At 31.8% G+C, this 22,893-nt stretch carries 31 protein-coding genes; all 31 read left to right on the forward strand.

Features of this window, described 5'->3' with window-relative positions; genetic code table 11:
* Positions 1-1,759 (forward strand): helicase-related protein (locus ACYQ2D_RS00005; RefSeq protein ID WP_459784308.1); only part of this gene is annotated, 1,759 nt, incomplete at its 5' end.
* A gap of 31 nt (positions 1,760-1,790) precedes the next feature.
* Complete coding sequence (locus tag ACYQ2D_RS00010; protein ID WP_055056105.1) at positions 1,791-2,399, forward strand: septation protein SpoVG family protein; 609 nt, start codon at positions 1,791-1,793, stop codon at positions 2,397-2,399.
* Positions 2,400-2,477: 78 nt separating this feature from the next.
* Positions 2,478-2,717 carry a hypothetical protein gene (locus ACYQ2D_RS00015; RefSeq protein WP_055056124.1) on the forward strand — a complete coding sequence of 80 codons (240 nt, stop codon included), beginning with the start codon at positions 2,478-2,480 and terminating at the stop codon, positions 2,715-2,717.
* Between the two features lie 290 nt (positions 2,718-3,007).
* Positions 3,008-3,157 carry a hypothetical protein gene (locus ACYQ2D_RS00020; protein WP_155512671.1) on the forward strand — a complete coding sequence of 50 codons (150 nt, stop codon included), beginning with the start codon at positions 3,008-3,010 and terminating at the stop codon, positions 3,155-3,157.
* A gap of 33 nt (positions 3,158-3,190) precedes the next feature.
* Positions 3,191-3,340, forward strand: a complete 150-nt coding sequence (locus tag ACYQ2D_RS00025) for a hypothetical protein (RefSeq protein WP_155512670.1) — start codon at positions 3,191-3,193, stop codon at positions 3,338-3,340.
* 106 nt (positions 3,341-3,446) lie between these two features.
* Positions 3,447-4,076 (forward strand): ATP-binding cassette domain-containing protein, encoded by a 630-nt coding sequence (locus ACYQ2D_RS00030; protein ID WP_055221587.1) that lies wholly within the window; start codon positions 3,447-3,449, stop codon positions 4,074-4,076.
* Between the two features lies 1 nt (position 4,077).
* Positions 4,078-4,785, forward strand: a complete 708-nt coding sequence (locus ACYQ2D_RS00035) for a hypothetical protein (protein ID WP_116441989.1) — start codon at positions 4,078-4,080, stop codon at positions 4,783-4,785.
* Positions 4,775-5,707 (forward strand): radical SAM protein, encoded by a 933-nt coding sequence (locus ACYQ2D_RS00040; protein ID WP_055056102.1) that lies wholly within the window; start codon positions 4,775-4,777, stop codon positions 5,705-5,707. Before ACYQ2D_RS00035 ends, ACYQ2D_RS00040 begins: the two co-directional genes overlap by 11 nt.
* A complete protein-coding gene (locus tag ACYQ2D_RS00045) occupies positions 5,694-6,401 on the forward strand; it encodes a zinc metalloprotease (RefSeq protein WP_055056101.1) in 708 nt (235 codons plus the stop codon). The genes ACYQ2D_RS00040 and ACYQ2D_RS00045 overlap by 14 nt, the downstream gene beginning before the upstream one ends.
* An 11-nt stretch (positions 6,402-6,412) precedes the next feature.
* The gene (gene metK / locus ACYQ2D_RS00050; protein WP_055056100.1) at positions 6,413-7,624 is read left to right on the forward strand and encodes a methionine adenosyltransferase; all 1,212 of its coding nucleotides are present in this window, start codon (positions 6,413-6,415) and stop codon (positions 7,622-7,624) included.
* A 125-nt stretch (positions 7,625-7,749) separates the two neighbouring features.
* On the forward strand, positions 7,750-8,346 hold the full coding sequence (locus tag ACYQ2D_RS00055) for an accessory gene regulator ArgB-like protein (protein WP_055056099.1): 597 nt from the start codon (positions 7,750-7,752) through the stop codon (positions 8,344-8,346).
* 195 nt (positions 8,347-8,541) lie between these two features.
* Positions 8,542-9,078, forward strand: a complete 537-nt coding sequence (locus ACYQ2D_RS00060; protein WP_055056098.1) for a hypothetical protein — start codon at positions 8,542-8,544, stop codon at positions 9,076-9,078.
* A 52-nt stretch (positions 9,079-9,130) separates the two neighbouring features.
* A complete protein-coding gene (locus tag ACYQ2D_RS00065) occupies positions 9,131-9,850 on the forward strand; it encodes a LytR/AlgR family response regulator transcription factor (RefSeq protein ID WP_055056097.1) in 720 nt (239 codons plus the stop codon).
* On the forward strand, positions 9,847-11,157 hold the full coding sequence (locus tag ACYQ2D_RS00070; RefSeq protein ID WP_117844185.1) for a sensor histidine kinase: 1,311 nt from the start codon (positions 9,847-9,849) through the stop codon (positions 11,155-11,157). Before ACYQ2D_RS00065 ends, ACYQ2D_RS00070 begins: the two co-directional genes overlap by 4 nt.
* A gap of 246 nt (positions 11,158-11,403) precedes the next feature.
* Positions 11,404-11,964: an RNA polymerase sigma factor gene (locus ACYQ2D_RS00075; protein ID WP_116441993.1), complete on the forward strand. Its 561-nt coding sequence runs from the start codon at positions 11,404-11,406 to the stop codon at positions 11,962-11,964.
* A complete protein-coding gene (locus ACYQ2D_RS00080; protein WP_147330229.1) occupies positions 11,945-12,688 on the forward strand; it encodes a hypothetical protein in 744 nt (247 codons plus the stop codon). The genes ACYQ2D_RS00075 and ACYQ2D_RS00080 overlap by 20 nt, the downstream gene beginning before the upstream one ends.
* A gap of 3 nt (positions 12,689-12,691) precedes the next feature.
* Positions 12,692-13,135 carry a hypothetical protein gene (locus tag ACYQ2D_RS00085; RefSeq protein ID WP_055173349.1) on the forward strand — a complete coding sequence of 148 codons (444 nt, stop codon included), beginning with the start codon at positions 12,692-12,694 and terminating at the stop codon, positions 13,133-13,135.
* Between the two features lie 37 nt (positions 13,136-13,172).
* Positions 13,173-14,108, forward strand: coding sequence for an alpha/beta hydrolase (locus tag ACYQ2D_RS00090; RefSeq protein ID WP_459784314.1), 936 nt, complete (start codon positions 13,173-13,175; stop codon positions 14,106-14,108).
* Between the two features lie 138 nt (positions 14,109-14,246).
* A complete protein-coding gene (locus ACYQ2D_RS00095; protein WP_055172388.1) occupies positions 14,247-14,537 on the forward strand; it encodes an autorepressor SdpR family transcription factor in 291 nt (96 codons plus the stop codon).
* On the forward strand, positions 14,521-15,129 hold the full coding sequence (locus ACYQ2D_RS00100) for an SdpI family protein (RefSeq protein ID WP_064773969.1): 609 nt from the start codon (positions 14,521-14,523) through the stop codon (positions 15,127-15,129). Before ACYQ2D_RS00095 ends, ACYQ2D_RS00100 begins: the two co-directional genes overlap by 17 nt.
* Positions 15,130-15,134: 5 nt before the next feature.
* A complete protein-coding gene (locus ACYQ2D_RS00105) occupies positions 15,135-15,431 on the forward strand; it encodes a DUF1648 domain-containing protein (protein WP_055172391.1) in 297 nt (98 codons plus the stop codon).
* A 106-nt stretch (positions 15,432-15,537) separates the two neighbouring features.
* Positions 15,538-16,248, forward strand: a complete 711-nt coding sequence (locus ACYQ2D_RS00110; protein WP_055172394.1) for an ABC transporter ATP-binding protein — start codon at positions 15,538-15,540, stop codon at positions 16,246-16,248.
* Positions 16,245-17,819 (forward strand): ABC transporter permease, encoded by a 1,575-nt coding sequence (locus ACYQ2D_RS00115; protein WP_117844183.1) that lies wholly within the window; start codon positions 16,245-16,247, stop codon positions 17,817-17,819. Before ACYQ2D_RS00110 ends, ACYQ2D_RS00115 begins: the two co-directional genes overlap by 4 nt.
* 26 nt (positions 17,820-17,845) lie before the next feature.
* Positions 17,846-18,118, forward strand: a complete 273-nt coding sequence (locus ACYQ2D_RS00120; protein WP_243009849.1) for a metalloregulator ArsR/SmtB family transcription factor — start codon at positions 17,846-17,848, stop codon at positions 18,116-18,118.
* 22 nt (positions 18,119-18,140) lie between these two features.
* Positions 18,141-18,488: a GntR family transcriptional regulator gene (locus ACYQ2D_RS00125; protein WP_117844181.1), complete on the forward strand. Its 348-nt coding sequence runs from the start codon at positions 18,141-18,143 to the stop codon at positions 18,486-18,488.
* 204 nt (positions 18,489-18,692) lie between these two features.
* The gene (locus ACYQ2D_RS00130) at positions 18,693-19,508 is read left to right on the forward strand and encodes a hypothetical protein (protein ID WP_117844180.1); all 816 of its coding nucleotides are present in this window, start codon (positions 18,693-18,695) and stop codon (positions 19,506-19,508) included.
* The gene (locus ACYQ2D_RS00135) at positions 19,498-19,731 is read left to right on the forward strand and encodes a hypothetical protein (RefSeq protein ID WP_117844179.1); all 234 of its coding nucleotides are present in this window, start codon (positions 19,498-19,500) and stop codon (positions 19,729-19,731) included. The genes ACYQ2D_RS00130 and ACYQ2D_RS00135 overlap by 11 nt, the downstream gene beginning before the upstream one ends.
* Positions 19,728-21,038 carry a B12-binding domain-containing radical SAM protein gene (locus ACYQ2D_RS00140; RefSeq protein WP_117844178.1) on the forward strand — a complete coding sequence of 437 codons (1,311 nt, stop codon included), beginning with the start codon at positions 19,728-19,730 and terminating at the stop codon, positions 21,036-21,038. The genes ACYQ2D_RS00135 and ACYQ2D_RS00140 overlap by 4 nt, the downstream gene beginning before the upstream one ends.
* Positions 21,039-21,074: 36 nt before the next feature.
* On the forward strand, positions 21,075-22,097 hold the full coding sequence (locus ACYQ2D_RS00145) for a radical SAM protein (RefSeq protein WP_055172407.1): 1,023 nt from the start codon (positions 21,075-21,077) through the stop codon (positions 22,095-22,097).
* Positions 22,098-22,102: 5 nt separating this feature from the next.
* Positions 22,103-22,378: a PqqD family protein gene (locus tag ACYQ2D_RS00150; protein ID WP_055172404.1), complete on the forward strand. Its 276-nt coding sequence runs from the start codon at positions 22,103-22,105 to the stop codon at positions 22,376-22,378.
* Position 22,379: 1 nt separating this feature from the next.
* Positions 22,380-22,883 carry a hypothetical protein gene (locus ACYQ2D_RS00155; protein WP_117844177.1) on the forward strand — a complete coding sequence of 168 codons (504 nt, stop codon included), beginning with the start codon at positions 22,380-22,382 and terminating at the stop codon, positions 22,881-22,883.
* Positions 22,884-22,893 lie beyond the last annotated feature (10 nt).

A 22,893-nucleotide genomic window follows, 5' to 3' on the forward strand; every position in this document is an offset into this window, starting at 1 on the left:
TGTCATTATGGCAACGGGAACCCCTCTGTCAAACTCAATGGTGGAACTTTATGTGATGCAGTTATATCTGCAGGAAAGGCGGCTTCACGAAAAGGGGATTTACCATTTTGATGCATGGGCTTCTGTGTTTGGGGAAGTTACCAGCTCTTTGGAACTGGCACCGGAAGGTACTGGTTACCGGATGCGGACCAGGTTTAATAAGTTTATCAATCTGCCGGAACTGATACACCTGTTTAAAGAAGTAGCAGACATTATTCTGCCTGATATGCTAGATATTAAGCGGCCAGAATTAAAGGACGGAAAATATAAGGTTGTAGTATCGGAAGCCTCTGATTATGTCAAAGAACGTATGCAGGAAATGGTGGAAAGGGCAGAAGCAATCCATAGAGGTGTGGTAGATCCAAAGGACGACAATATGCTCCGGATTACCGGGGAAGCAAGGCTTTTGGGTACAGATCCCCGGCTTTTGGACAGTTATGCTCCGGTAGATTCGGATTCCAAACTGAATAAAGCAGTAGAAAACATTTACCAGGAATATGTACAGTCCCAGGAACAGAAAGGAACCCAGATTGTTTTTTCGGATATTGGGACACCCGGACCTGGGAAAGCGTTTACCGTCTATAATTATTTAAAACAGGAACTGATTACCAGAGGTGTTCCAGAGGAAGAAATCTGTTTTATCCATGATGCAAAAACAGATGAACAGAGGGACCGTATGTTTTCCGATGTCAGAGCCGGAAGGAAACGGATTATTATAGGAAGTACCGAAAAACTGGGGGTAGGAACCAATATCCAGACCAGAATGGTGGCGGCTCATCATATCGACTGCCCCTGGAAACCTTCTGATATTGAACAGCGGGAAGGGCGCATTATCCGCCAGGGGAATGAAAATGAGGAAGTCAATATTTACCGCTATGTAACAAAGGGTTCTTTTGATGCTTATTTATGGGGCATTGTAGAAACAAAACAGCGGTTTATCAGCCAGGTATTTACCAGCCGGGAACTGGCAAGGATCTGTGAGGATATAGATGAAACCGTATTAAATTTTGCAGAGATTAAAGCGGTAGCTTCTGAAAATCCCCTGATTATGGAAAAAATACAAGTAGATAATGAAGTGGCACGTCTGAGAATTCTAAAAGCTGCACATGAAGGGAAACGGTTTACCCTGCAAGATGCGGTCACTTTCCAGTATCCGAAAAGGATACAAAGCCTGAAGGGAGAACTGCAATTACTTCAAAAGGATTTGGAGCGCAGGAACCAGGCTATGGAAGTACAGCCGGGGTTTGCAATCACGCTGCAGGGAAAAGTTTATGAAAAACACAAAGAAGCAGGTGAAGTTCTGCGTGGGATTATAGAAGGGGTAACAGCTTTTACCAGGCACGAAGTCGGTATATATAAGGGGTTTCAGGTATCTGTCCAAAATGATATGCTGGGACCGATCTTGTTCCTTCAGGGAGAGAAGGAGTATAGTGTGGAGTTAAAAAGCAGTGACTCCGGTAACATGGTCCGTATAGAAAACCGCTTGAATGCCCTTGATAAAGCAGTGGAGGACGTTCAAAAAGAAATTAAGACCTGCGAAAATGAGATAAAAAATGCAAAGCAGGAATATGAAAAGCCCTTCCCGTATGAGGAGCTTTTAAAAGAGAATATTACCCGGCAGATGGAGATTGATGCAGAACTGGAAATCAAGGACCAGGAGGAGTGTGTGGAAGTGCAGGAGGAAACTAAAAATCTTCCATGCCAGACAGCAGTTCGGTAACGAAAAATAGAGTAGAAAAGGAGATCACAATATGGAATATAATATCAGAGTATATAAACCGGAATTGAAACAGGAAGAAGGAAAAATCAATAACCTGAAAGGATTTGCTACCATTACCTTTGATGAGGCCTTCTGTGTGAAAAGCCTTGCAATTAAAGAGTCCTCGAAAGGAAATCTGTATCTCGATATGCCCCGTTACAGAGATTATGAAACAGGGGAGTATGTTCCTTTTTTCCGGTTTACGGATAAGGAATTTCAAAAGGAAGTGTTGGATACCGTAAGGGAAGCCTATGAGAATATGACAGAAACGAAAACAGACTGTAAGGGCTGTTGGGGAGAGGAAGAGCTGTATTACAATCTGAGTGTAAATCCGGTACAGGGAAGCGATACATTTAAGGCAGATGTAGCCATTCGTCTGCAGGACGTATTGGCAATCCAGCAGCTTCATGTGATCCAGGCATGGAACGGAAAAACTTTTGTAGGTATGCCTCAGAAAAATTCTGCAAAAGGAGAGAGGGAGGATATTGCCCATGCAGTCAATGCAGAATTTAAGGCAGATCTGGAAAGTGCAATCATGGACGAATACAATAAAAAGATGGAATATGCCAAAAGCCAGAAACAGCAGCGAAGAGGGAGATAGGAGCGATTCATAAAAAGACTGGTATTTTTGGAACAATAATGGTAGAATGAAGGAAATATCAGCATGGGAGGAAACAGTATGCCAAGACGTAAAAAAGTAGAAAATCTTTCTCTTGAAGAAATGCTTATGAAGACAGAGCAGGAGATTAAAACAACAGAGGCAGAATTAAAAGAACTGCGTTTGAAAGCAAAAGAACTTAGGAAGAAGATTGAAGATAAACAGAAAGATGAAATCTTTAGCGCCTTACTTGCTTCCGGAAAAACAGTGGAAGAGGTCATGACATATTTAAAATCCGGTAATGAAGAAAAAGCGGAATAAAATAAAGGAAAATGCCGTTACGGGTGATAAACCTGTAGCGGCATTTTTTGTGGTCATAAAAATAATATTTGGTGGACAAAAATAACTATTATTTGTATTGAGTGCTATACTACAAAACATCTAATACATATGGATTAGGAATAAACACAGGGAGGTAAGAAATACATCAATGGTTTCAGAGAAAACAAGAAGTCCCACAAAAATATATTAAGCAAAAGGGAATAGAAATTTTGAAAACACTGTAAAGTGTAAAAAATAGTTAGTGAAAAGAAGAAAGGTTGGGTATAAAAATGAAAATTAACGATTTTAAAGAAAACAATGAAAATAAAAAGGAAGTTATGGAGAAAAAGATGGAAGCCTTAAAGCTGGAAAATATCAATAGTATGTGGTATTTCATTGTTGCAACTCTTAAGGCAGTTGTTGGTAGTAAGGGACACTAATAAAAAAATTGATTTAAAATGGAGGAATTAGAGATGAAAATTAATGAATTTAAAGAAAATAACGAAACAAAAAAAGAGGTTATGGATCAGAAAATGGAGGCCTTAAAACTGGAAAATATTAACAGCATGTGGTACTTCATTGTCGCTACCCTTAAAGCTGTCGTTGGTAGTAAAGGACACTAAATATAAAAAGACGAGAGATTTGTAGACTTATCATATTTTATGAGAAATAGGTGTTTATAGAATGCTTCATATATTTTATAAACACCTATTTGGAAAGGATACTGCAATGAAACTGATTAATTATAGTTTGAAAGTAGGGAAAAAAAAGCTACTTGAAAATGTAAACATTTCATTTGATAAGAAATATATAAACCATATTTTAGGAAGCAATGGCGCTGGAAAATCAAGTTTTGCTAAAACATGTGTAGGAATGTTAGAATTTGAGGGAAAAATTGAAGAAAATCAGGAGGCAATTCTTATTGGAAGCAGTAGTAATATTCCGGCAGAGTTTACTCTTGATGATGTGATAAAATTATTAAAAAAGAAATTTGAAGCACAGAAAATTATGGGTTTATATGACCTGTTAAAATTAAATAAAGTATCTAAAAACTTGCAAATCAAGAAGATGAGTGATGGTCAGAAGCAAAAAATAAAATTATTGGCGTTTTTATCAGCAGACCCTAAAGTGATTATATTAGATGAATTTACAAATGCTTTGGATAAAAATAGTTCTATAGATTTGTATGAATTCCTTATGGAATATAAGAAAACTCATGAAGCGGTTATTATCAATATTACACATAATTTATCTGATTTAGAATATATGGAAGGGAAATACTATTATATTAACAATCTGGAAATTACAGAAATTGCTTCTAAAGACGAGATTGTAGCTATGTATATAAGGGGGGAATAATATGGAAATAAGAAAAAATATAAAAAATCACTTTTTTTTATTTTATTTACTTACTGTAGCAATCTGTTTTGTTCTAGGATATGTACTACTTGTAAGTCTGGATAAGATTTCCAATCCGACAATTAGTGAGCTATACGTTAGCATTTATACGGTAATCACACAGTTTGGAATGCTTATTTTTCCAGTATTGATTATTCAGTCTTTTGTATCAGATTACAAAAATAAAAATATCCTATTTTATAAACTTATGGGATACAATTGGCTTCGCTATTTTTTGACAAAAATTGCGGTGATATTAGCTTGGATGAGTATTATTGTTTTTGGTGGAGTTATAGGTATAAGTATTGTGTATCAGGATTTCTCTTATACTTTGGCAACTTTGTTCTACTTCGAAAGTGCAATTATTTATGAAATATTATTGGCAAGTATGTGGGGATTTTTGTTTAAAAGTGTTATTGGAGCCTATGTAGTAAATTTTGCTTTTTGGTTATTTTCAATGGTGGCTTCGATTGCTAACCCCAAATTGAGCTTTTTGGTTAGGTATGACGCTTCAAATCCTGTTTTCATAAAGTTTAACCAGTACTTTAATACACGAAATAGCGATTATTTGATGATTCAAGAAAATATTTTATATTCAATAGCATTATTTGCTACTGTATTATGTATAATTTTTATTTTTAGAAGGAGATGGGAAAAAAATGGAATTTAAAGGATGTGGAATTTTATTAACTGAAAATTGTAATGCAAGATGTAAAATGTGTTGTGACTCAAGAGGGCTTGTAAGAGGTAAAACTCTTACAATAGAGGAATTAGATTTGATTCTAAAAAATATTAAGGAATGTCCGTCTATAGATCTCATTGGTGTGACTGGCGGTGAACCTATGCTATATCCTGATTTGGTAGAGCATATAATTAATTTTGATTATGGTAGAAAAGTTGGAATTACAATTAAAACTAATGGATTCTGGGGAAAGGACATCAATAAGGCAAGAAATTTTATTGAAAGAAATAAATCTAAGATAAAAATGATTTCCTTTAGTTATGATCAATTTCATAAGGAATTTATTGATTTGCAGAATATCTTAAATATTGTAGATATTGCAAATGATTTAGAGGTAAGTACGGAAATTGTTGGTTGCTTCTTAAAAGATGGTATTCAGCCAGGTGATATTATCAATGAGATGGGGGAACATGCCTTTAAGACAAATTATGCATATCAACCAGTTATTAATACCGGATCAGCAGAGATATTTTCTGATTCCCAGTTTATAAAAGTTATTGATTTGAAGAAACATGAAGCGCGCTGTATTGGACTTTTAGATCGAACATTATTGATTAATGCAAAGTTAGAAGTATATCCATGTTGCTCACAAGTCGTAGAAAATACGCTTTTATTAATGGGAAATTTACATGAAGAGAGCTTGAGTGCAATCATTCAGTCTATAGATTATAATAAGGTTTTACATAAAATCTATACAGAAGGTTTTACACCATTTTTGGAATTATTAAAGAAAAAGAATATAGAATATCCGCAGAGTTTGACTTCTCCGTGTGAGTTATGTGGATTTTTATTTAAAGATGATTGGTTTTTAAGATTGCTGAAGGAAGAAGGATATTTTGAAAATATTTAAATATGAAGAATATACCATAGCTCAGGACAGTAAAAGAGATTTTACGATTGTAGAAAAAAATAATAATTTCTTTAAATTGGATAATGCAACATTTGATTCACTGTTCGGAAAGGAAAAACTGGAGTTCGTAAAAAATGATAAAGATAATATACTATATATGATGGGAATGATTTTTATGATTCTTCTGACATTATATTTATATTTTAGAACTACAACGTATTCTATTATAGATGTAAATTTTCTTCCAGCAACTTTAGTTTTAATAATAAATATATTTATTCATGAACTTGGACATGTATTATTTTTGAAAAAATTTTATCCTAAAAGTCGAGTCAAAATAGGGTTTAAATTTATGTTTATTTGGCCTGCATTTTATGTAGATACTTCATATAGCTATATGGTTTCTAAATACAAAAGGATTGCAATTTATCTGGCTGGAAATTTTATGAATTGTATTTATGTATTGCTTGTACTATTATTTTTTCCAAAACAGCTACCGTATTGTTATTTGGTGATTTCTAATGTGCTGGTGAATTTCATTCCAATAGTAAAAAGTGATGGATATTATGCAGTTGTTACATTATTCAATAAAACAAATATAAAAAAAGACAAAGTAGCTACCACATTAGAAGATGCTATTAGAGGTATAATTATGTTTGGCGTTTTAGGGATTTTTTCATGGTTATCACAATAGGGAGGAAAAATATGGAAAAGATATTATTTACATCAGAATCAGTTACCGAGGGACATCCAGATAAAATTTGTGATGCAATTTCCGATGCGATATTAGATGCACTGATTGAAAAAGATCCAATGAGTCGTGTTGCCTGCGAAACCAGTATAACTACAGGATTAGTATTAGTTATGGGGGAGATAACAACGCAAGCATATATTGATATTCCTCAGATTGTTAGAGAAACCCTTCGTAACATTGGATACACAAGGGGAAAATATGGATTTGATGCTGATACCTGTGGAGTTATTACATGTATTGATGAGCAGTCTAAGGATATTGCACAGGGGGTAAATGAAGCATTAGAAGTAAAAGAGCAGAATGAGTGCGAAAATGCAAAAAGTATGTTAGGTGCCGGTGATCAGGGGATGATGTTCGGTTATGCAACGAATGAAACAGATGAATTTATGCCGTATGCTATTTCGTTGGCTCATAAATTAGCTAGACAGCTTGCGAAAGTCCGCAAAAATGGAACTCTTGCTTATCTTAGACCAGATGGGAAAACGCAGGTTACAGTAGAGTATAATGAGCAAGGGAAACCTGTACGATTAGAAGCGGTGGTTTTGTCTACACAGCACGATCCTGAAATATCTCAGGAACAGATACAAAAAGACATTAAACATTATGTCTTCGATTGTGTTTTACCTCAGAGAATGGTAGATTCTGAAACCAAATTTTACGTAAATCCTACGGGACGTTTTGTAATTGGTGGACCGCATGGTGATAGTGGTTTAACAGGGCGGAAAATTATTGTGGACACATATGGAGGATATGCTCATCATGGCGGAGGAGCTTTTTCTGGAAAGGATTGTACAAAAGTAGATAGGTCAGCAGCATATGCAGCTCGTTATATTGCTAAAAATATTGTAGCGGCAGATTTGGCACATAAATGTGAAATTCAACTTTCATATGCAATTGGTGTAGCAAAGCCAATCTCAATAGGAATTAATACATTTGGAACAGGTGAATTGCCAGAGGATATGTTAATTCATATTATAAGAGATAATTTTGACTTGAGTCCTACTGGTATTATAAAAATGCTTGATTTAAGACAGCCTATATATAAGCAGGTGTCAGCATATGGACATTTTGGAAGATTAGATTTAGATTTACCATGGGAAAGATTAGATAAGGTAGAGGATTTAAAAAAATATAAGAATGATACAGAAAAAGGCACTGATTAGTGCCTTTTGTTATGCGCTGGAGAAGACGAAAAAGAATTCGTGGACAAAAATCCCTGAATTTATGGACATAATAAGAAAAAAGCAAAAGGTTTTGCTATAATTCATGACATAGGGAGGGATTAAAAGTGTTAAATAAAGTGTCCAGTAAACTTGCAAAAAGAATAGCAGATGGCTCGGAAAGGAGAAAAGAAGCTGTTTATACTTATGGCATAGAAATTATTTTGTCAACAATGATTGGAATAAGTTCAATATTGATTGTGTCAGGTTTATTACACGAATTTAAATTAGGTGTAATATTCCTATTGGTGTTTGCACCATTGAGAGTATTTACGGGTGGATATCATGCAGTTACATATTTTAGATGCTTTTTGATTAGTAACATTTCGTATTTATTTTTATTACTTTTTAACAATATAATTTATACAAAGCTTCCATTAGAAATATGGTTGATTTTGCTAGTATTAAGTAGTTACTATATTGCTATCCATGCACCGGTGGTTAATGAAAATCAGCCTATTGGTGAAAATAAAAAAAGTCGGTGTAAGATTATGGCTAGGAATATTTTGAACATAAATGTCTTTGCTGCATTATTTTTATCAGTAGTAGATAAAGAGATCATGGGTATGATGGTATTAAGTATTTGTTTGGTAGCAGTATTTATGCTGATTACTGATAAACCTAAATTTTTATTGTATACAAAGAAAGGAGTTATAGGACTATGAAATTTCTTGCTATGTGTATAGAAGCTTGTGCAATATGGGGAGCAAATTGTGCATCTGTTTGTCTTTCATATCAGCCTAAATTACCGGAATGTCTGAAATAAGGTAAAGTTAATACATGTATATAAATAAAAGATGCCAGAGTGTTGATATTCCGGCATCTTTTATGCTAAATGAAGTATATAGGGAGGAATAGAAATGCAGATAAGAGAGAATGGAGTATATATTGAAGCAATTAAATTAGCAGCAGGAAGTGTACAATATAAAGATATATCCGTAAAAGATACATTTATTGATGCTGTTTTTCAGTTGTATCAATACTATCAAAACACAGAAAATATTAAGTATTTAGAAACTTCAATTTTGCATATACAGGCTTATTTAGAAATGGGATTTCCGTATGAAGAAGGGAAAGATGTTTTTGACCTTGTTTTAAAAGAGTTAGGAACTACAAGAGAGTTAAAATTCCCCCAAAAATTTTACTTTGCAAAAAAGGTAAAATTGAATAAAACTCAGGTACGATCTATGATAAAAAAGTGGCCAGCATCTCCGCATCAAGAAATGAAAATAGATGAGGTAGTAGCAGATATTATAACAAAAGTAAAGCAACATGAAACAGGGATTTATTATTATAAATGCGCAGTAACAAAAGACATGTATGAATTGGTAATAAATGAAAAAGAAATGTTTTTCCATGATTTAAGGAGAGGAATTTTTTATACATTTATGATTTAACAAATCACTAGAATCTGCTATAATAAAGTGATTGCTCATAAGGAGGCGTATCATGATTTACATTGCTATATGTGATGATAACGAAAAAACAGTAGAAATATTAAAGAAAAAAGTAATGGAATTTTTAAAAAAGAGTAACGAATTTGCAGACATAACGGTTTATACTCAGAGTGAGAATTTACAATATGATATTCAGGAAGGGAAATATTATGATCTAATCCTTAGTGACATTGAAATGCCTAATATAGACGGTATGAATTTAGCTGCATATGTTAAAAGGTATTTACCGGAAGTGCTAATCATATTTATTACATCACATTTAAAATATGCCGTAGATGCATTTGAATTGTCAATCTTTAGATATATACCCAAAAACTCAATAGGCTCTAGGTTACCACAGGCGTTGAAGGATGCTATCAATATGATAAAGATACAGACAGATGAATTTTATGCAATAAAAACACCAACTAGAGTAGAAAAAATACCTTATCATAAGATTTTGTATATTCAAAGAGAAGGAAAAAATTCTGTAATAACATTATTAGATAATTCAGTGACCAAGGTAAGAAAGAGTCTTACACAGGTGTTTAAAGAATTTCGATCTGATGATTTTGTATATGTTGATCGTGGGGATATTGTTAATCTAGCCCATATTATGGGAATAAAAGATGGAATTGTAGAACTGAAGAATGGAATTCGTTTGCCAGCAAGCCAGGCAAAACTGGAACAAATAAAAACGAAGTTAAGTGACTTCTGGAGTGAACAGATATGAATATTGTATATAATGGAATTGAAATTTTAGCAAGTTCTGTTGAAGTATTTGTATTATATAAAATATATAGTATTTTGTTATATAAGCAACGAGGAAAGCAAAACTTTATATTAGATAGAGAATTAGCAATAATAGGAACTGTATTAATACAAATTTGCAATCATGTATCAATATTTTCTTATTTTACGATTATATTATTTGTATTATATATGAGTATTACCGCTAAAATTATCTACAGGAGAAAGTATATAGAACTATTTTCAATCGCAAGTTTTTATGTATTATGTTTAAGCTGTTTCGACTTTTTGATTTTTACTCTTGTATCGAATTTTTATGGTGGCTATGATACATTTACCGCGCTAGTTTCTACAAGAGGAATTTTACGTGTAGTAATGATTTGTGTTATAAAGTTTTTATGGATACTGCTGTATTTTATGATAAAGAAATATTTATATTCTTTTTCATTGAAGAAGAACTATGTATATACAATTTTAATTATATCCTGTGCGGGATTTTTGGGATTTGTATACTTAGTTAATCAAACACTTAAGGCATTTAATTATACAATGGCAGGTGTGTGGTTTGTATTTATAGCTCTTTGGTCATTACTTTTTTTTACAGTTTATTTTGTAATAGAAAGCAAAGAAGAAAAAATGAAATTAGATTTTGCAGAAATGCGAAATGAACTGCTCGAAGAAAATTATAAAACTATTAATGAAATTTATACAGGTAATGCAAAGCTATACCATGATTTAAATAACCATTTGAATGTATTATATCAGCTTTTAGATGAAGAAAAAACGTTGGAGGCAAAGAATTATATTACAGAAATAAGTCGCCCAATAATGCAATTATCGAAAACTACTTGGACAGGAATAGACGTTGTTGACGTAGTGATTAGTAGTAAATTGGGAAAAATGAAGGAAAAAGGAATTACCTGTAATGTGAATGTGGAATTCCCGCAGAATACCAATATTAAACCACATGATATGTGCACAATATTGGCAAACTTATTGGATAATGCGATTGAAGCTTCTGAAAAATTGAAAATACCTGGAAATATTTCGTTGACTATACGCCGGATTAATCACTTTTTACTTATAAAGGTTTCTAATGCGTGTGAAGAAAATAAAGAGTCATTTGCACATTTTCCTTCAACAACAAAGAAAAATAGAGAATTTCATGGTTGGGGACTTCCGAGTGTAAAAGATGCAGTTGAAAAATATAATGGTACACTAAAGTGCATAAATGAGGAAAAACAATTCATAGTAAAAATTATGTTGTTTTTTGAAAAAAATACAAATTAAAATAGCCAAAGTGGGAAATTACAATCTTATTTTTATGTTTTGATGGAAAAACGTAGTAAATGAAATTAAAGACATTTAATTATATTAAAAAAGAATAGTAGGACACTTATAATCGGTGATATAGAGAATAAGAAAAGAATGTTGCAAAAGCGATATTCTTTTTTTTATTCAATATTTTGAAATAGAACGAAACCAAACTCCAATCCTTTCCGTATTGATAAAAAACAGACAGATGGGATTTGGACAATGGATGAAATTATTTTAATGAGAAAACTGAAGAGGAAAGATGAATGGGCATTGGGAAAAATCATTGATTTATATAGTTCCTATATCACATGTATCGTCTGGGAATTACTGCATAAAAAAGGTACCAAGGAGGATATAGAGGAGGTGGTTGCAGATACTTTTATTTCCCTATGGCTGACAGCAGAAAGGATTAATTATAAAAAGTACAGCAGTGTCAAATCGTATCTGGGAATGATTGCAAGAAATAAGGCGAAAGATTGGTTAAGAGCTTATCGTGGAGAAATTCTGGAACTTAATGATGATATTCTTTTGATTGATGGTGATGTAGAGCACTTGATTTTACAGAAAGAGCAACAGTTGATCATTGGAAGAACATTGGAGAAATTAAGAGAGACGGATAGAAAAATTTTTATTATGTATTATTATCGGTATAAAAAAATAGAAGAGATTGCAGAAACATTAAAAATGAATCCTCAAACAGTAAAGACCCGTCTGCGGAGAGGAAGAGAAACTCTGAAAAGGATTCTTCTGGAGGAGGGATATGATGCCAGTGAAGTTTAAAATAAGTGAAATGTTTGATAATTCCTGTGAGCTATTTGAAAATGAAATGCAACATAAAAATATTGAAAGTGAGAAGCGAATAAAAGAAATTGTTTTTCTTGAGATAGGTCACACCAAAGCCAAAAGAAATCGCAGGAGATATATAGCTGTTTTGGCAGCGGCAATGGGAATTGGAGGAATCACTGTTGGGGCACATGAAGTTTTAAAATCTGCAGGTGAAATCAAAAATAATGAGGAAGTGGTTTTAGAAAATCAGAACGGACTTGCTTTATATGAAAAGGAAAACAGCGGAGCTATACAAATGGAAGTGGAAACGGACATCATTTTACCAGAAAATTTATATAAAGATGGAATTCCTATTGCAAAATATATTATGGAATTAAAAACAGAGCGTAACGGATCAGTGCCAGAGTGTTATTTGGATAACGGAACCATGATTGTCCTTACAGATTTTGATGGAGATACTTGGGATATGAAAACAGGGGATGTTTTTATATTAGATTTCATACAGTCTGATAGTGATGAGAGAGGTGAAGCAAGAACATTAGAGATTGGATATATTTTTAATGGAGAGGTGATAGATGAGAAGGTTATATCAGAAACAGAAAATAAGATAATCCTGGATATTCCTAAATCAGGACAATATGGTGTATATTTAAAAAATGTATCTAGTGACAGAGTAACGATTTCGCAAGGAATATTGACTGTAGAAAGGGGAAAGTGAAAGATGAAAAAAACAAGAATATTTTTGGGAATATTAGGGCTTATTTGCCTGGTTGCTATGCCAGTTTCAGCAGCCGATAATGTAAGAAATATAACAACTTATAGTATTTGTAGAGAAGATTTATATAAAGATCAGATAGAGGATAGAATGGGACTACAGCAAATTAGTATTGAAAGTGGGAAAACGGTATCCTTTTATGACTCCAATGGCTCTATGTTTTATGTGAGTGGAGGTACTACTGTTACTTTTCGGGTAAACTTGAATGTATCTTCCTCTGTAAAGATGGGGTATATCAATCAGAATGGAAGTAGAACCCAAAAGTATAGCGGTTCAGGAACTTCCCATAAAACATCATTTACAATACCGTCTAGTGGATATTATAGATTCTATGTAACCAATAGTGGATCTAAAACAGTGAAAGTAACGGGAGGTGAAATTAGTTTCTAAAATTATGAGAAGGAAAATATTTAAAATAATAAAGTGGTTGGTTATTGTAATTCTGATTCTATGCTGCATGGGGATCACATGGAACTATTTTTGTAAAAGGAGAGAAATACCAAAGATACAAGCTGCTTATGGCAAGGCAGTTAAAGTCAATGGGAAAAAGATGACTGTGGAAATTGCTGGTTTGCAAGCAGAAGAAACTCCAGTTATTGTATTACTCCCAGGACTGGGATCTCCTTCTCCGGTATTAGAGTTTAGACCTTTAGCTGAGGAATTAGGAAAGACATGTAAAGTGATTACAATGGAGCCTTTTGGTTATGGACTGTCTGATCCCGCAGATACAGAAAGAAGCATAGAGAATATCGTAGAGGAATTACATGCCTGTTTAGAGAAGATTGGAGTTCGCCGATATTATCTGATGGCTCATTCTATTAGCGGATTGTATTCCCTGTATTATGCTAATACTTATCCAGAGGAAGTTCGTGGTTTTATAGGGATAGATTCTTCTGTACCAAAGCAAAATGAGAATGAACCCTTTGATACAACAAAATTAAATCTTCTGATGGCCTATTTAAGTAAAACAAAAAATGTGTTGGGAATTAGCCGGATATTTTCAATTGGAAATCCGGAAAAGGCTATCTATGCAGACCAGAATTATTCTTATTCACAGGAAGACTTAGAAGTTTTTCGGATACTTTCCCTTGATACTTCTTATAACAAGACTGTAATGAATGAATTAAAACAGGTAGAAAATAATCTGAAGATAGTGCGGAACATGAAATTTCCGAAAGAAGTGCCAGTGCTAAACTTTGTTTCAAAAGACAATTGTGAAATTTTTCCAGAATGGGAAAAGCTACATAAAAGTGTGATGGGCGATAATCAAGAGAGTGAATTAATAACGTTAACAGGGGGACATTATCTGCATTTTGAGCAGAAAGAGATGATAGTAGACCTTACATGTAAATTTGCAAGGTAGTATAAAAAAATTCTATCAATCCGGGAATGGAGGTAGATATATTTTATATTAAAAATGTATTGACAATTATAAAATAGGTGCATATAATGAAGAAAAAGACATTTAGAAAAAAATCGAAATGTAAATGTGGTGATAAAGATGGGCTTACCCAATGTATTTAAAGCATTAAGTGATCCAATACGTCGAGACATATTGATAATGTTAAAAAAAAGAGGAGAACTGTCTGCAGGAGAAATTGCAGCAGAATTTGATATTTCCAATGCGACAATTTCATATCATCTGTCTTTGTTAAAAAAGGCTGATTTGATATTCGAAAATAGACAACAAAAGTATATATATTACAAGCTGAATGTGTCTGTATTCGAAGATATTGTGCTCTGGTGTATGCAATTTAATGAAGGGGATGTTGATAATGAGAAAAAAAGATAAAAATACACTATTAATAACTACTTTAATATGTGCCTGTACGGTAATTATTTATGGGATATTTTGTCATTTTTATTTAGCAGAGAGAATATTAACTCAGGATTTTTATGTTGGATTATTTTTATTAGCTATAATTATTTTTAATATTATTTTGAATATAGGATTAAATTTTACAGTTTGTAAAAAAAGGGGAGCAAAATTTTTAGTTAGATTAGGAAAATGGATTATGCCGTTTACATCACTTTTTTTTGTGATAATATCCATTCATTCTAGAATTTTTCCTGATTCTTTATTTACAGACAGTGCTGTTTATGTTTTTGTAGGCTTGGTTTTTATAGTAAGTGGAAACTATTTTCCTAAAAATCAAATGAATCCGTATATAGGTTTAAAGTTCCCCTGGTTATTGCATGATGAGAAAAGTTGGGATAAAACACATCGGTTAGCAGGTTATACATGGATATTAGCAGGTTTTTTATGTATTTTTCAACTTTTTATTAGTCCGTTAAAAATAGTGATCATTCCATTAGTTATTATACTGGTTGGGATTCTGCCATTAGTGTATTCTCTAATGTTAGTATATATGAAAAGGAGGTAAATGAAATGAAAAAACATGTGATTATTGGAAGTGCAATTTGTCTTGCAACAGTGTTGATTTTAGGCCTTTTTTGGGGGAAACTCCCTATGGATGTACCAATTCATTTTGATTCCGCTGGTAATGTGGATTCTACATTGCCAAAACCTATTGTTGTGTTTGGAATTCCCGTTATTTGTGCATTGATTAATGGAGTAGCTAGTTTTTCTTTGCTTCATAAGCAGGAAAAACGCAAATTTATGTTTTATTTAATACCTGTAATTGCAGTTGTTTTGGCAGTTGCAGTAATCGTACTGGCAATTTAGAAAAGTACCAAAAAGCAATGTTAATGGTAGAAAATGGAATGATAATTTTTTTGCCCATCATTTTGAAAATTTTCAAAATGATGGGCAAGTTTAAAGGAGAGTTTTTATGCTTGAAATTAGAAATTTAACAAAAACATATCCAAATGGAAAACAAGCAGTGAAAAATTTAAGTATAACTATAGAAGATGGAGATTTGTATGGATTTATAGGGAAAAATGGTGCAGGAAAAACAACTACATTAAAGGCTTGTCTTACTATTCACGACTTTGATTCCGGAGATATTCTTCTAAATGGAATATCAATTAAATCAAATCCGATAGAATGTAAAAAAAGAATGGCCTATGTTCCTGACTCGCCTGTGTTGGAAACATACTTAACAGGTCTGCAATATTTAAATTTTGTATGTGATATTTATGATGTATCAACACATACTAGGAAGAATAAAATTATTGAATTATCGGAGCGATTAGGTATGAAAGATAAGTTAAATGACTTAATAGGCTCTTATTCACATGGTATGAAACAGAAAATTAGTTTAATAGGCGCTTTGGCTCATGAACCGCTTTTATTAATTTTAGATGAACCATTTGTAGGTCTAGATCCTGAAGCATTTGTTGAATTAAAGCTGCTTATGAAAGAACTCTGCAATTCTGGTGGCTCTGTTTTATTTTCAAGTCATATTCTTGATGTTGTAGAGAAGACGTGCAATAAAATTGCTATTATTCAAAATGGACAACTGCTTAGATGTGGCGAAATAAGAGAGATTTTAGGAACAAGTGATTTGGAAGATATATTTATGGAGTTGAATAGGATATGAAAATATTTAAAATTCTTATTTTTAAACAGGCACAAGAAATATTTAAATTCAACACTTTATTTTATGGAGATAAAAAAGAAAAAAAAAGATATTTATTAATTTTTTGTGCAGTTGTTTTGTGCATAGGAGTATGTGGTACATATTTATTTGGAAATATGTATCAGGTTTGTATGGAATTTGAGAAGCCACAAGAAATTCTAGAATATTTAATTAATCCATTAGGTTTACTTGCTTTTCTTATTATATTTTTTTCTTCACTTTTGAAGGGCAGTGGAATGTTATATTCGGATAGAAGTAGTGATATATTATTTTCTTATCCCGTAAAGACTATTTGTATAGTTTTAGCAAAAATTTTTTTTCTATACTTATGGGGAGTCATTATATCTTTAGCTTTTTTGATTATTCCGATTCTTCGATATACGATATTGCTACATAGTATATTATTTGGAATTTTGGATTGCCTTCAAATATTTATTTTTCCAATTATTCCAATGCTACTAGGGGTAATATCAGGATATATTTTATATAAACAGATTGTAAATATTTATAAATCACAAGTTTTTGTCCGTAGTATTTTGTACATGGTAATACTTTTTGCTTTTATGTTTTTTATGTTTTTTTTCTTTGGAAAGGTAGATTTGAATAGCATTTATAGGCATATCCTTACAAAAGTAGATATTACTTATTTGGTTGGAGGAGTATTTTTTACATATAAAGTAGGTGCTGCATTGGCATCTGTGGTTGCATTAATAAGTGGCACTGTGCTAATTATTTACATCTCTAAAAACTATAAGAAAAGATATATAAATTTGCAAATAAATCAACAGAAAGGAAGTTCACTGAATTTATCATTCAAAAAAAATAGAAAAATATATTCCCTCTGGAAACGTGAAATAAAGAGGTATCTTTCAATTCCTATTTATTTGATAAATACAATGTTGGGAAATGTTTTGCTTCTACTGTTTGTAATATATTCATCTATAGCGTCAGAAAAGGTAACTGCATATTTTAATTTAATTAGTGAGCTTCTGGAAATTCAAGATCCTATGGTTTTATACAGTTACGCTATGAGCCTTATGATCATTTTAACTAATGTAAGTTATGCAAATATATCTATTGAGGGAAAGAATAGAGAAGTATTAAAATCCTTTCCTGTATCGATAAAAGAGTTACTTACTGCAAAATACTTATTTCATCTTTCTTTAACAGTACCGATGATATGTTTAGCAACGATTATTTTAGGGATTACTTACCATATGAATAGCTATGAATATTTTTTGTGCTTTATTTTGCCACTTTCATTCTCCGCCTTTGCCGGAGCATTGGGATTATTTATAAACCTATTATTTCCTAACTATGAATGGGAAAATATAATCTATATTGTTAAACAAAGCATACCGGCTATTTCTACAATATGTTTGAGCTGTCTGATTGGAGTTGGTATGATATGGTGTATTATAAAAATATTTGGACATAGTATTTGGAGCGCATCGTACATAGTGGCTTGTATTTTATTTGCTTTTGCCTTTTTAATAATACAGTTTATGAAGAAGATAAGTAATAACTTTTAGATTTTATTCAAATTTTATGAGGTGTTATGATGGGAAACAGTGAAGAAAAATTAGATTACTATTTTAAAGTATTATCTAATAGAATAAGGAAAAATATACTTCTTTTACTGGAAGAGGAGAGCTTGTGCGCTGGAGATATAATAAAACATTTTGATTTAACGGGAGCTACTATATCGTATCATTTAAAGGTATTGACTAAAAGTAAAATACTGGTGCGAAAGAAGCAAGGGCTTACTGTGTATTATTCACTTAATCAACCAGAATGGGAATATATAAAGAACTGGTTTAAATGTGGATAGTAAGTATTAGAGGTGAATTCTTATGGGAAAATATATAGAAATTTCAAAGAAACTTAAAGAGGATATATTTAATGGAAAATTCAAAGAAGATGAAAAGCTACCAAGTGCAAGAAAATTAGCACAGAATTATGAGATTAATGTTGCAACAGTTCTTCGAGCTTTACATGTTTTAAGAGAACAGCAAATTATATGCAAAAATAGAACAAGCAGATTTTATGTATGCCATAATATTTCCTGCATTCGTCAAAAATGTGTAAGACAAGAAATACAAAATTTCTTTGATAAAATGAGTTTGCTGGGATATTCTAAGATAGAGGTTCAAAACTTATTAACGAAACAGTTGAAAAAAGAAAGTGTTTTTAAAAGATAAAAGAAATCGTATTACTAATAATATTTTGTATTGTTGGTAATGCGATTTTTTTATAAATAAAAATTTTGTCTGATTTATTACAGATAAAGGCCAGATTATGACAGGTTGTCAGAATATAAAAAGTGTCATGATATAATAAGTCAACAAGTGAGAGAGAATTTTAGTGATTTGTATATGAATAAGTAGAAGTTAGGGGGAGATGTAATGGCAGGGTATTTAAAAGAACCAGTTGTATTACAATGGGATATGAAAACAGGATCTTATGGCAAAATTGTACAGCATATTATCGAAAAAAAAGTATGTGAATTAGATCCCATTAAAATAAGGTACATAAATCCTAAAGATGTAGATGATTTTTCTACTATTGATAGGATTAAGAAGCAAATACTTGTTCAGTGTTCTCAGATTGAAATGGACTTTTTTGAAATAACTGAAGAACAAATAGAAAAATTGAATATTGATCAGACATTTCAATATTTTTTAAAATTTGATAGTTTTAATCTTGAAATCTCAATGTATTCAAAACTAAAATTCCTATTACAAAAAATCGAAGATTTGAACGTAATAGTATATATTACGGATAAAAATTTTTATCAAAGTGTTGAATTAATAAAATGGATATATAATGAAAATTCCAATATTTCCTTTTATATATATCCGGATAAAAAGAAAGAAAATTTTTTGGTTCATGTACCTAAATTACATAATGCAATATTAGAAATTATATCGTTATGTAAAGTATATAAAAATATTAAATTATCTATATACGATAAAGAAAAAATAATAAAAGATATACTTCCTTTAAATTATTATAGACATGGTAATTTTTGTATTACGGAGACAGGAACAGTTGCATTGTATGATTTTCTTCCTGATTACGAATACGGACTAATTACAACTGATAAAACTATTAAGGAAATATGGAGGGATATCTTAATAGAGCATGGTGATAGTGACTTATGTAAAATCCTTGAAGAACAGAGATACTGGTTCAAAAAGAGGAATGGAAATGGAGAATAGTATGAAAGTGTTTTTTACAGAAATTTTTGCATTATATAAGAAAAATAAAAAATTTTTTCTTATAAATAAAAAATTGGATACAATTATTCCAATTGAAGAAACGTTATATTTTATGCTTAATCAAATAATCCTGAACGGAGAAATGGATATTAATGCTATAAGGATACGGGCAGATACACTAGATATATTGTTGTATAACCGTATATTGGGGGTGAAAAATTGAAGGTTATTTTGATTAATACAGATTTTATGCATGATGTAGATACTACAGTGCAGCCATTAACAATGTACACTATTGCAGGAATTATTTCACCATTTGTTGATCAAGTAGAAGTTATTGAACCTATGAAATATAGAATTGCAAATCTACAGGAAGATATATTAACTGTAATACTCAAAAAAATAAGAGATGCTGATCTTTTGGCATTTACAGTAAATACGTTTTCTTGGGCAGAAATTTTACGGTTGATTAAAAAAGTGAAAGATAATAATAAACAAATAAAAATTGTTATTGGCGGAATTCATATATCATATTTTTATAAGGAAATTATGTTGAAAACTCCCCAAATTGACTATGCTTTAGTAGGAGAAGCAGAAATTGCCTTTCCAAAGTTTATTCAATATCTTAAAGGTGAATTGCGCATTGAGGAAGTGCCAAATTTAAAGTATGTTCAACATGAAAAACTAATAGAGAATGCAAAAGCACCGTTAATAGATTTCGAACATGAAATAGTTCCTATGCCTCGTTATGATTTGGCAGAAAAAAATTTTTTTGACAGATTTACATTTGAAGCATCGAGAGGATGTCAAGGAAACTGTAGGTTCTGCTCTATATTTTATAAAAGATGTTGGAGAAAATATTCGGAAGATACGGTATTAAATCGTTTGTCTATATTTAAAAAATATTTGGATTCTCTATGCAAAAACAAAGATTTTATATTTACAGATGATTGTTTTACTACGGATCAGCAATGGGCCAGAAATGTTTTAGGTGGAATGTTAAACTTAGGATACAAAGATTATAATATTTTAATTGAAGCTCGGGCAAAACATTTATGGGATGAGGCATTGCTTGATATGATTAAATCTTATGATAATTTGCATATACAAATCGGTATAGAAAGTGGCTATGACGAGGGATTGAAAAAGATTAACAAGGAAATAAGAGTAGAAGATGTATTAAAAACGGTTTCATTACTAGAAAAGTACGACTTATGCAAAAGAGTATTTACATCGTTTATTATTGGATTTCCATGGGAGTCTAAAGAAGAATGTATGAAAACAATAGAATTTGCAGCTTTTTTAAATGATTGCTATTCAATCACTGTGAATGTAGCGTGGTGGATGCCGCTACCTTCAAACTTGTTTTCAAAATATTTTAAAGATACAAGTATATTTACACAGGATAATTTTGCAACAAATAAAGAAATTTTTTATCAAGCACACCCGAAAATTGGAGTTAATGATGTTATGGATATTGATAGGTGTGATTCAATTTACAAAAATCTTGGGATTTGCTGGAGATTATGAATTACAAGAAGGGAGGATGCCAATAGGCGGAAGTATATGAACAAAACAAAAACGATAGGAAAAATTGATAAAAAAACAATTCAAACAGAATATGGAAAATTAAGCGGACCTCTTAACATTATGTGGGATATGACAAATAAATGTAATTTGTGTTGTATGCATTGTTATAACAAAAGCGGAAAAGATGCACATTACAAGGATTTAGATGATGAAGATATGATGAAAATTGCTCATCATATTGCAGAAGCAGGCATACCGATAGTGTGTTTTTGCGGTGGAGAGCCATTATTGAGATATCCATTACTTCTGAAGGCAGCAAAAGTTTTGTCGAGCAGAGGAATAGTGGTAAATATGGTGACAAATGGATTATTACTGACGACAGAGAAAGTAAAAATGCTACGAGAAAGTGGTGTAAATGGTATTCAGATTAGCCTTGACTCATATTCACCGGCTATACATGACAAATTTAGAGGGAAAGATGGAGCTTATGACAAAGCCTTGGAAGCAATAAAAATAATTCTCAATTCGGGGATCGTTCCTGAGGTTACATTTATTCCAACAAAGCAGACTTATCAAGGGATAGGGAAGGTTATTGATATTTTGATTGAAATGGGAATTAAATCTCTTAATTCCATGCCTTTTATACCAATAGGAAGAGGATATGATAATAAAGAGCAGTTAAAGATGTCAGTAGCAGAAAAATGGGAATTTGAATGGCTTGTTCGGAAAAAACTTTATGAATACCCAGATTTTTCCTTTAATAATGGTGATCCTTTAGAGCATATTTATTTGTTTTCGCAGAATCCAGATGCAAAAACTATTACATACGAAATTAGATGTAATGGAGATATTGTAGTAAGTCCATATTTACCGTTCTTATATGGCAATGCTGTAAGTAATACATTAAATCAACTGTGGGAAGATGGGCTAAAAGATGTATGGAAGATACCTGAGGTTAATAATGCAGCAAAAAGAATTGTTTCATTAGATGATATTGAGCAACAGAAAAATAGACCTTGGAATAACCAGGATATACAATTATATAGTGAAAGGAAGTGAAAAAAATGATTTTTAACAAGGTTGAAAATAGTTATATCGGTCTGTTACGTGAGGAAACAGATGGTACACGTTTATTTTATCCCAGAGCACATTCAAAACCTCATTTTATGAATAAGACTGTGTATGAAATTTGGGATCTTATTGATAATCGTTCTGCACAAGAGATTGTAAACATATTGAAACATAAATATCCTGGTGTATCAGAACAGAGATTATTAAATGATGTAAATCATACAATAGCTTATTTATTAAATTTAGAAATGATTAGGGAGGTAAAGTAAAATGGGAAAAAAGAATTGCTTTGTATCTTTGTTTGAAGAAAAAGATTTTTTAGAAGCATCAAAATTTATTATCGAAGAAAAAGAACACTGTCATGATGGATACTTATTTTTTCCAGAACAATACGAAGGAAAAAATTTTCCGGAGTATTATCGGGCAATAAATATGAGAACAAATCATTTCCATGAAGCAGAAGTATACCTGAATGTAATTGATAAAGTGACAAAAGAAAGAATTGGTGTAGTGGGAATTTATATTTGCCCCAACAATTACGTAGTATATATAACTACAATGGTATTACAGAATAAAGGATATTTGGAAGAGGCACTTGCTCAGTTAAATGCACAATTAAAAGCACAATCTGTTGAGTACGTAAAAGTTAAATTTACAGATCAAAGTGAAAATATTGCACATACATGGCAGGAGAATGGATTTGAAAGAGAATGCGTTATTCGCGCAGAAGGAATCAAGAAAAGCGATTTTTGGATATATTCAAAAAAACTGTAAAGTGAGGAGA

The organism is Blautia stercoris (assembly GCF_054657695.1).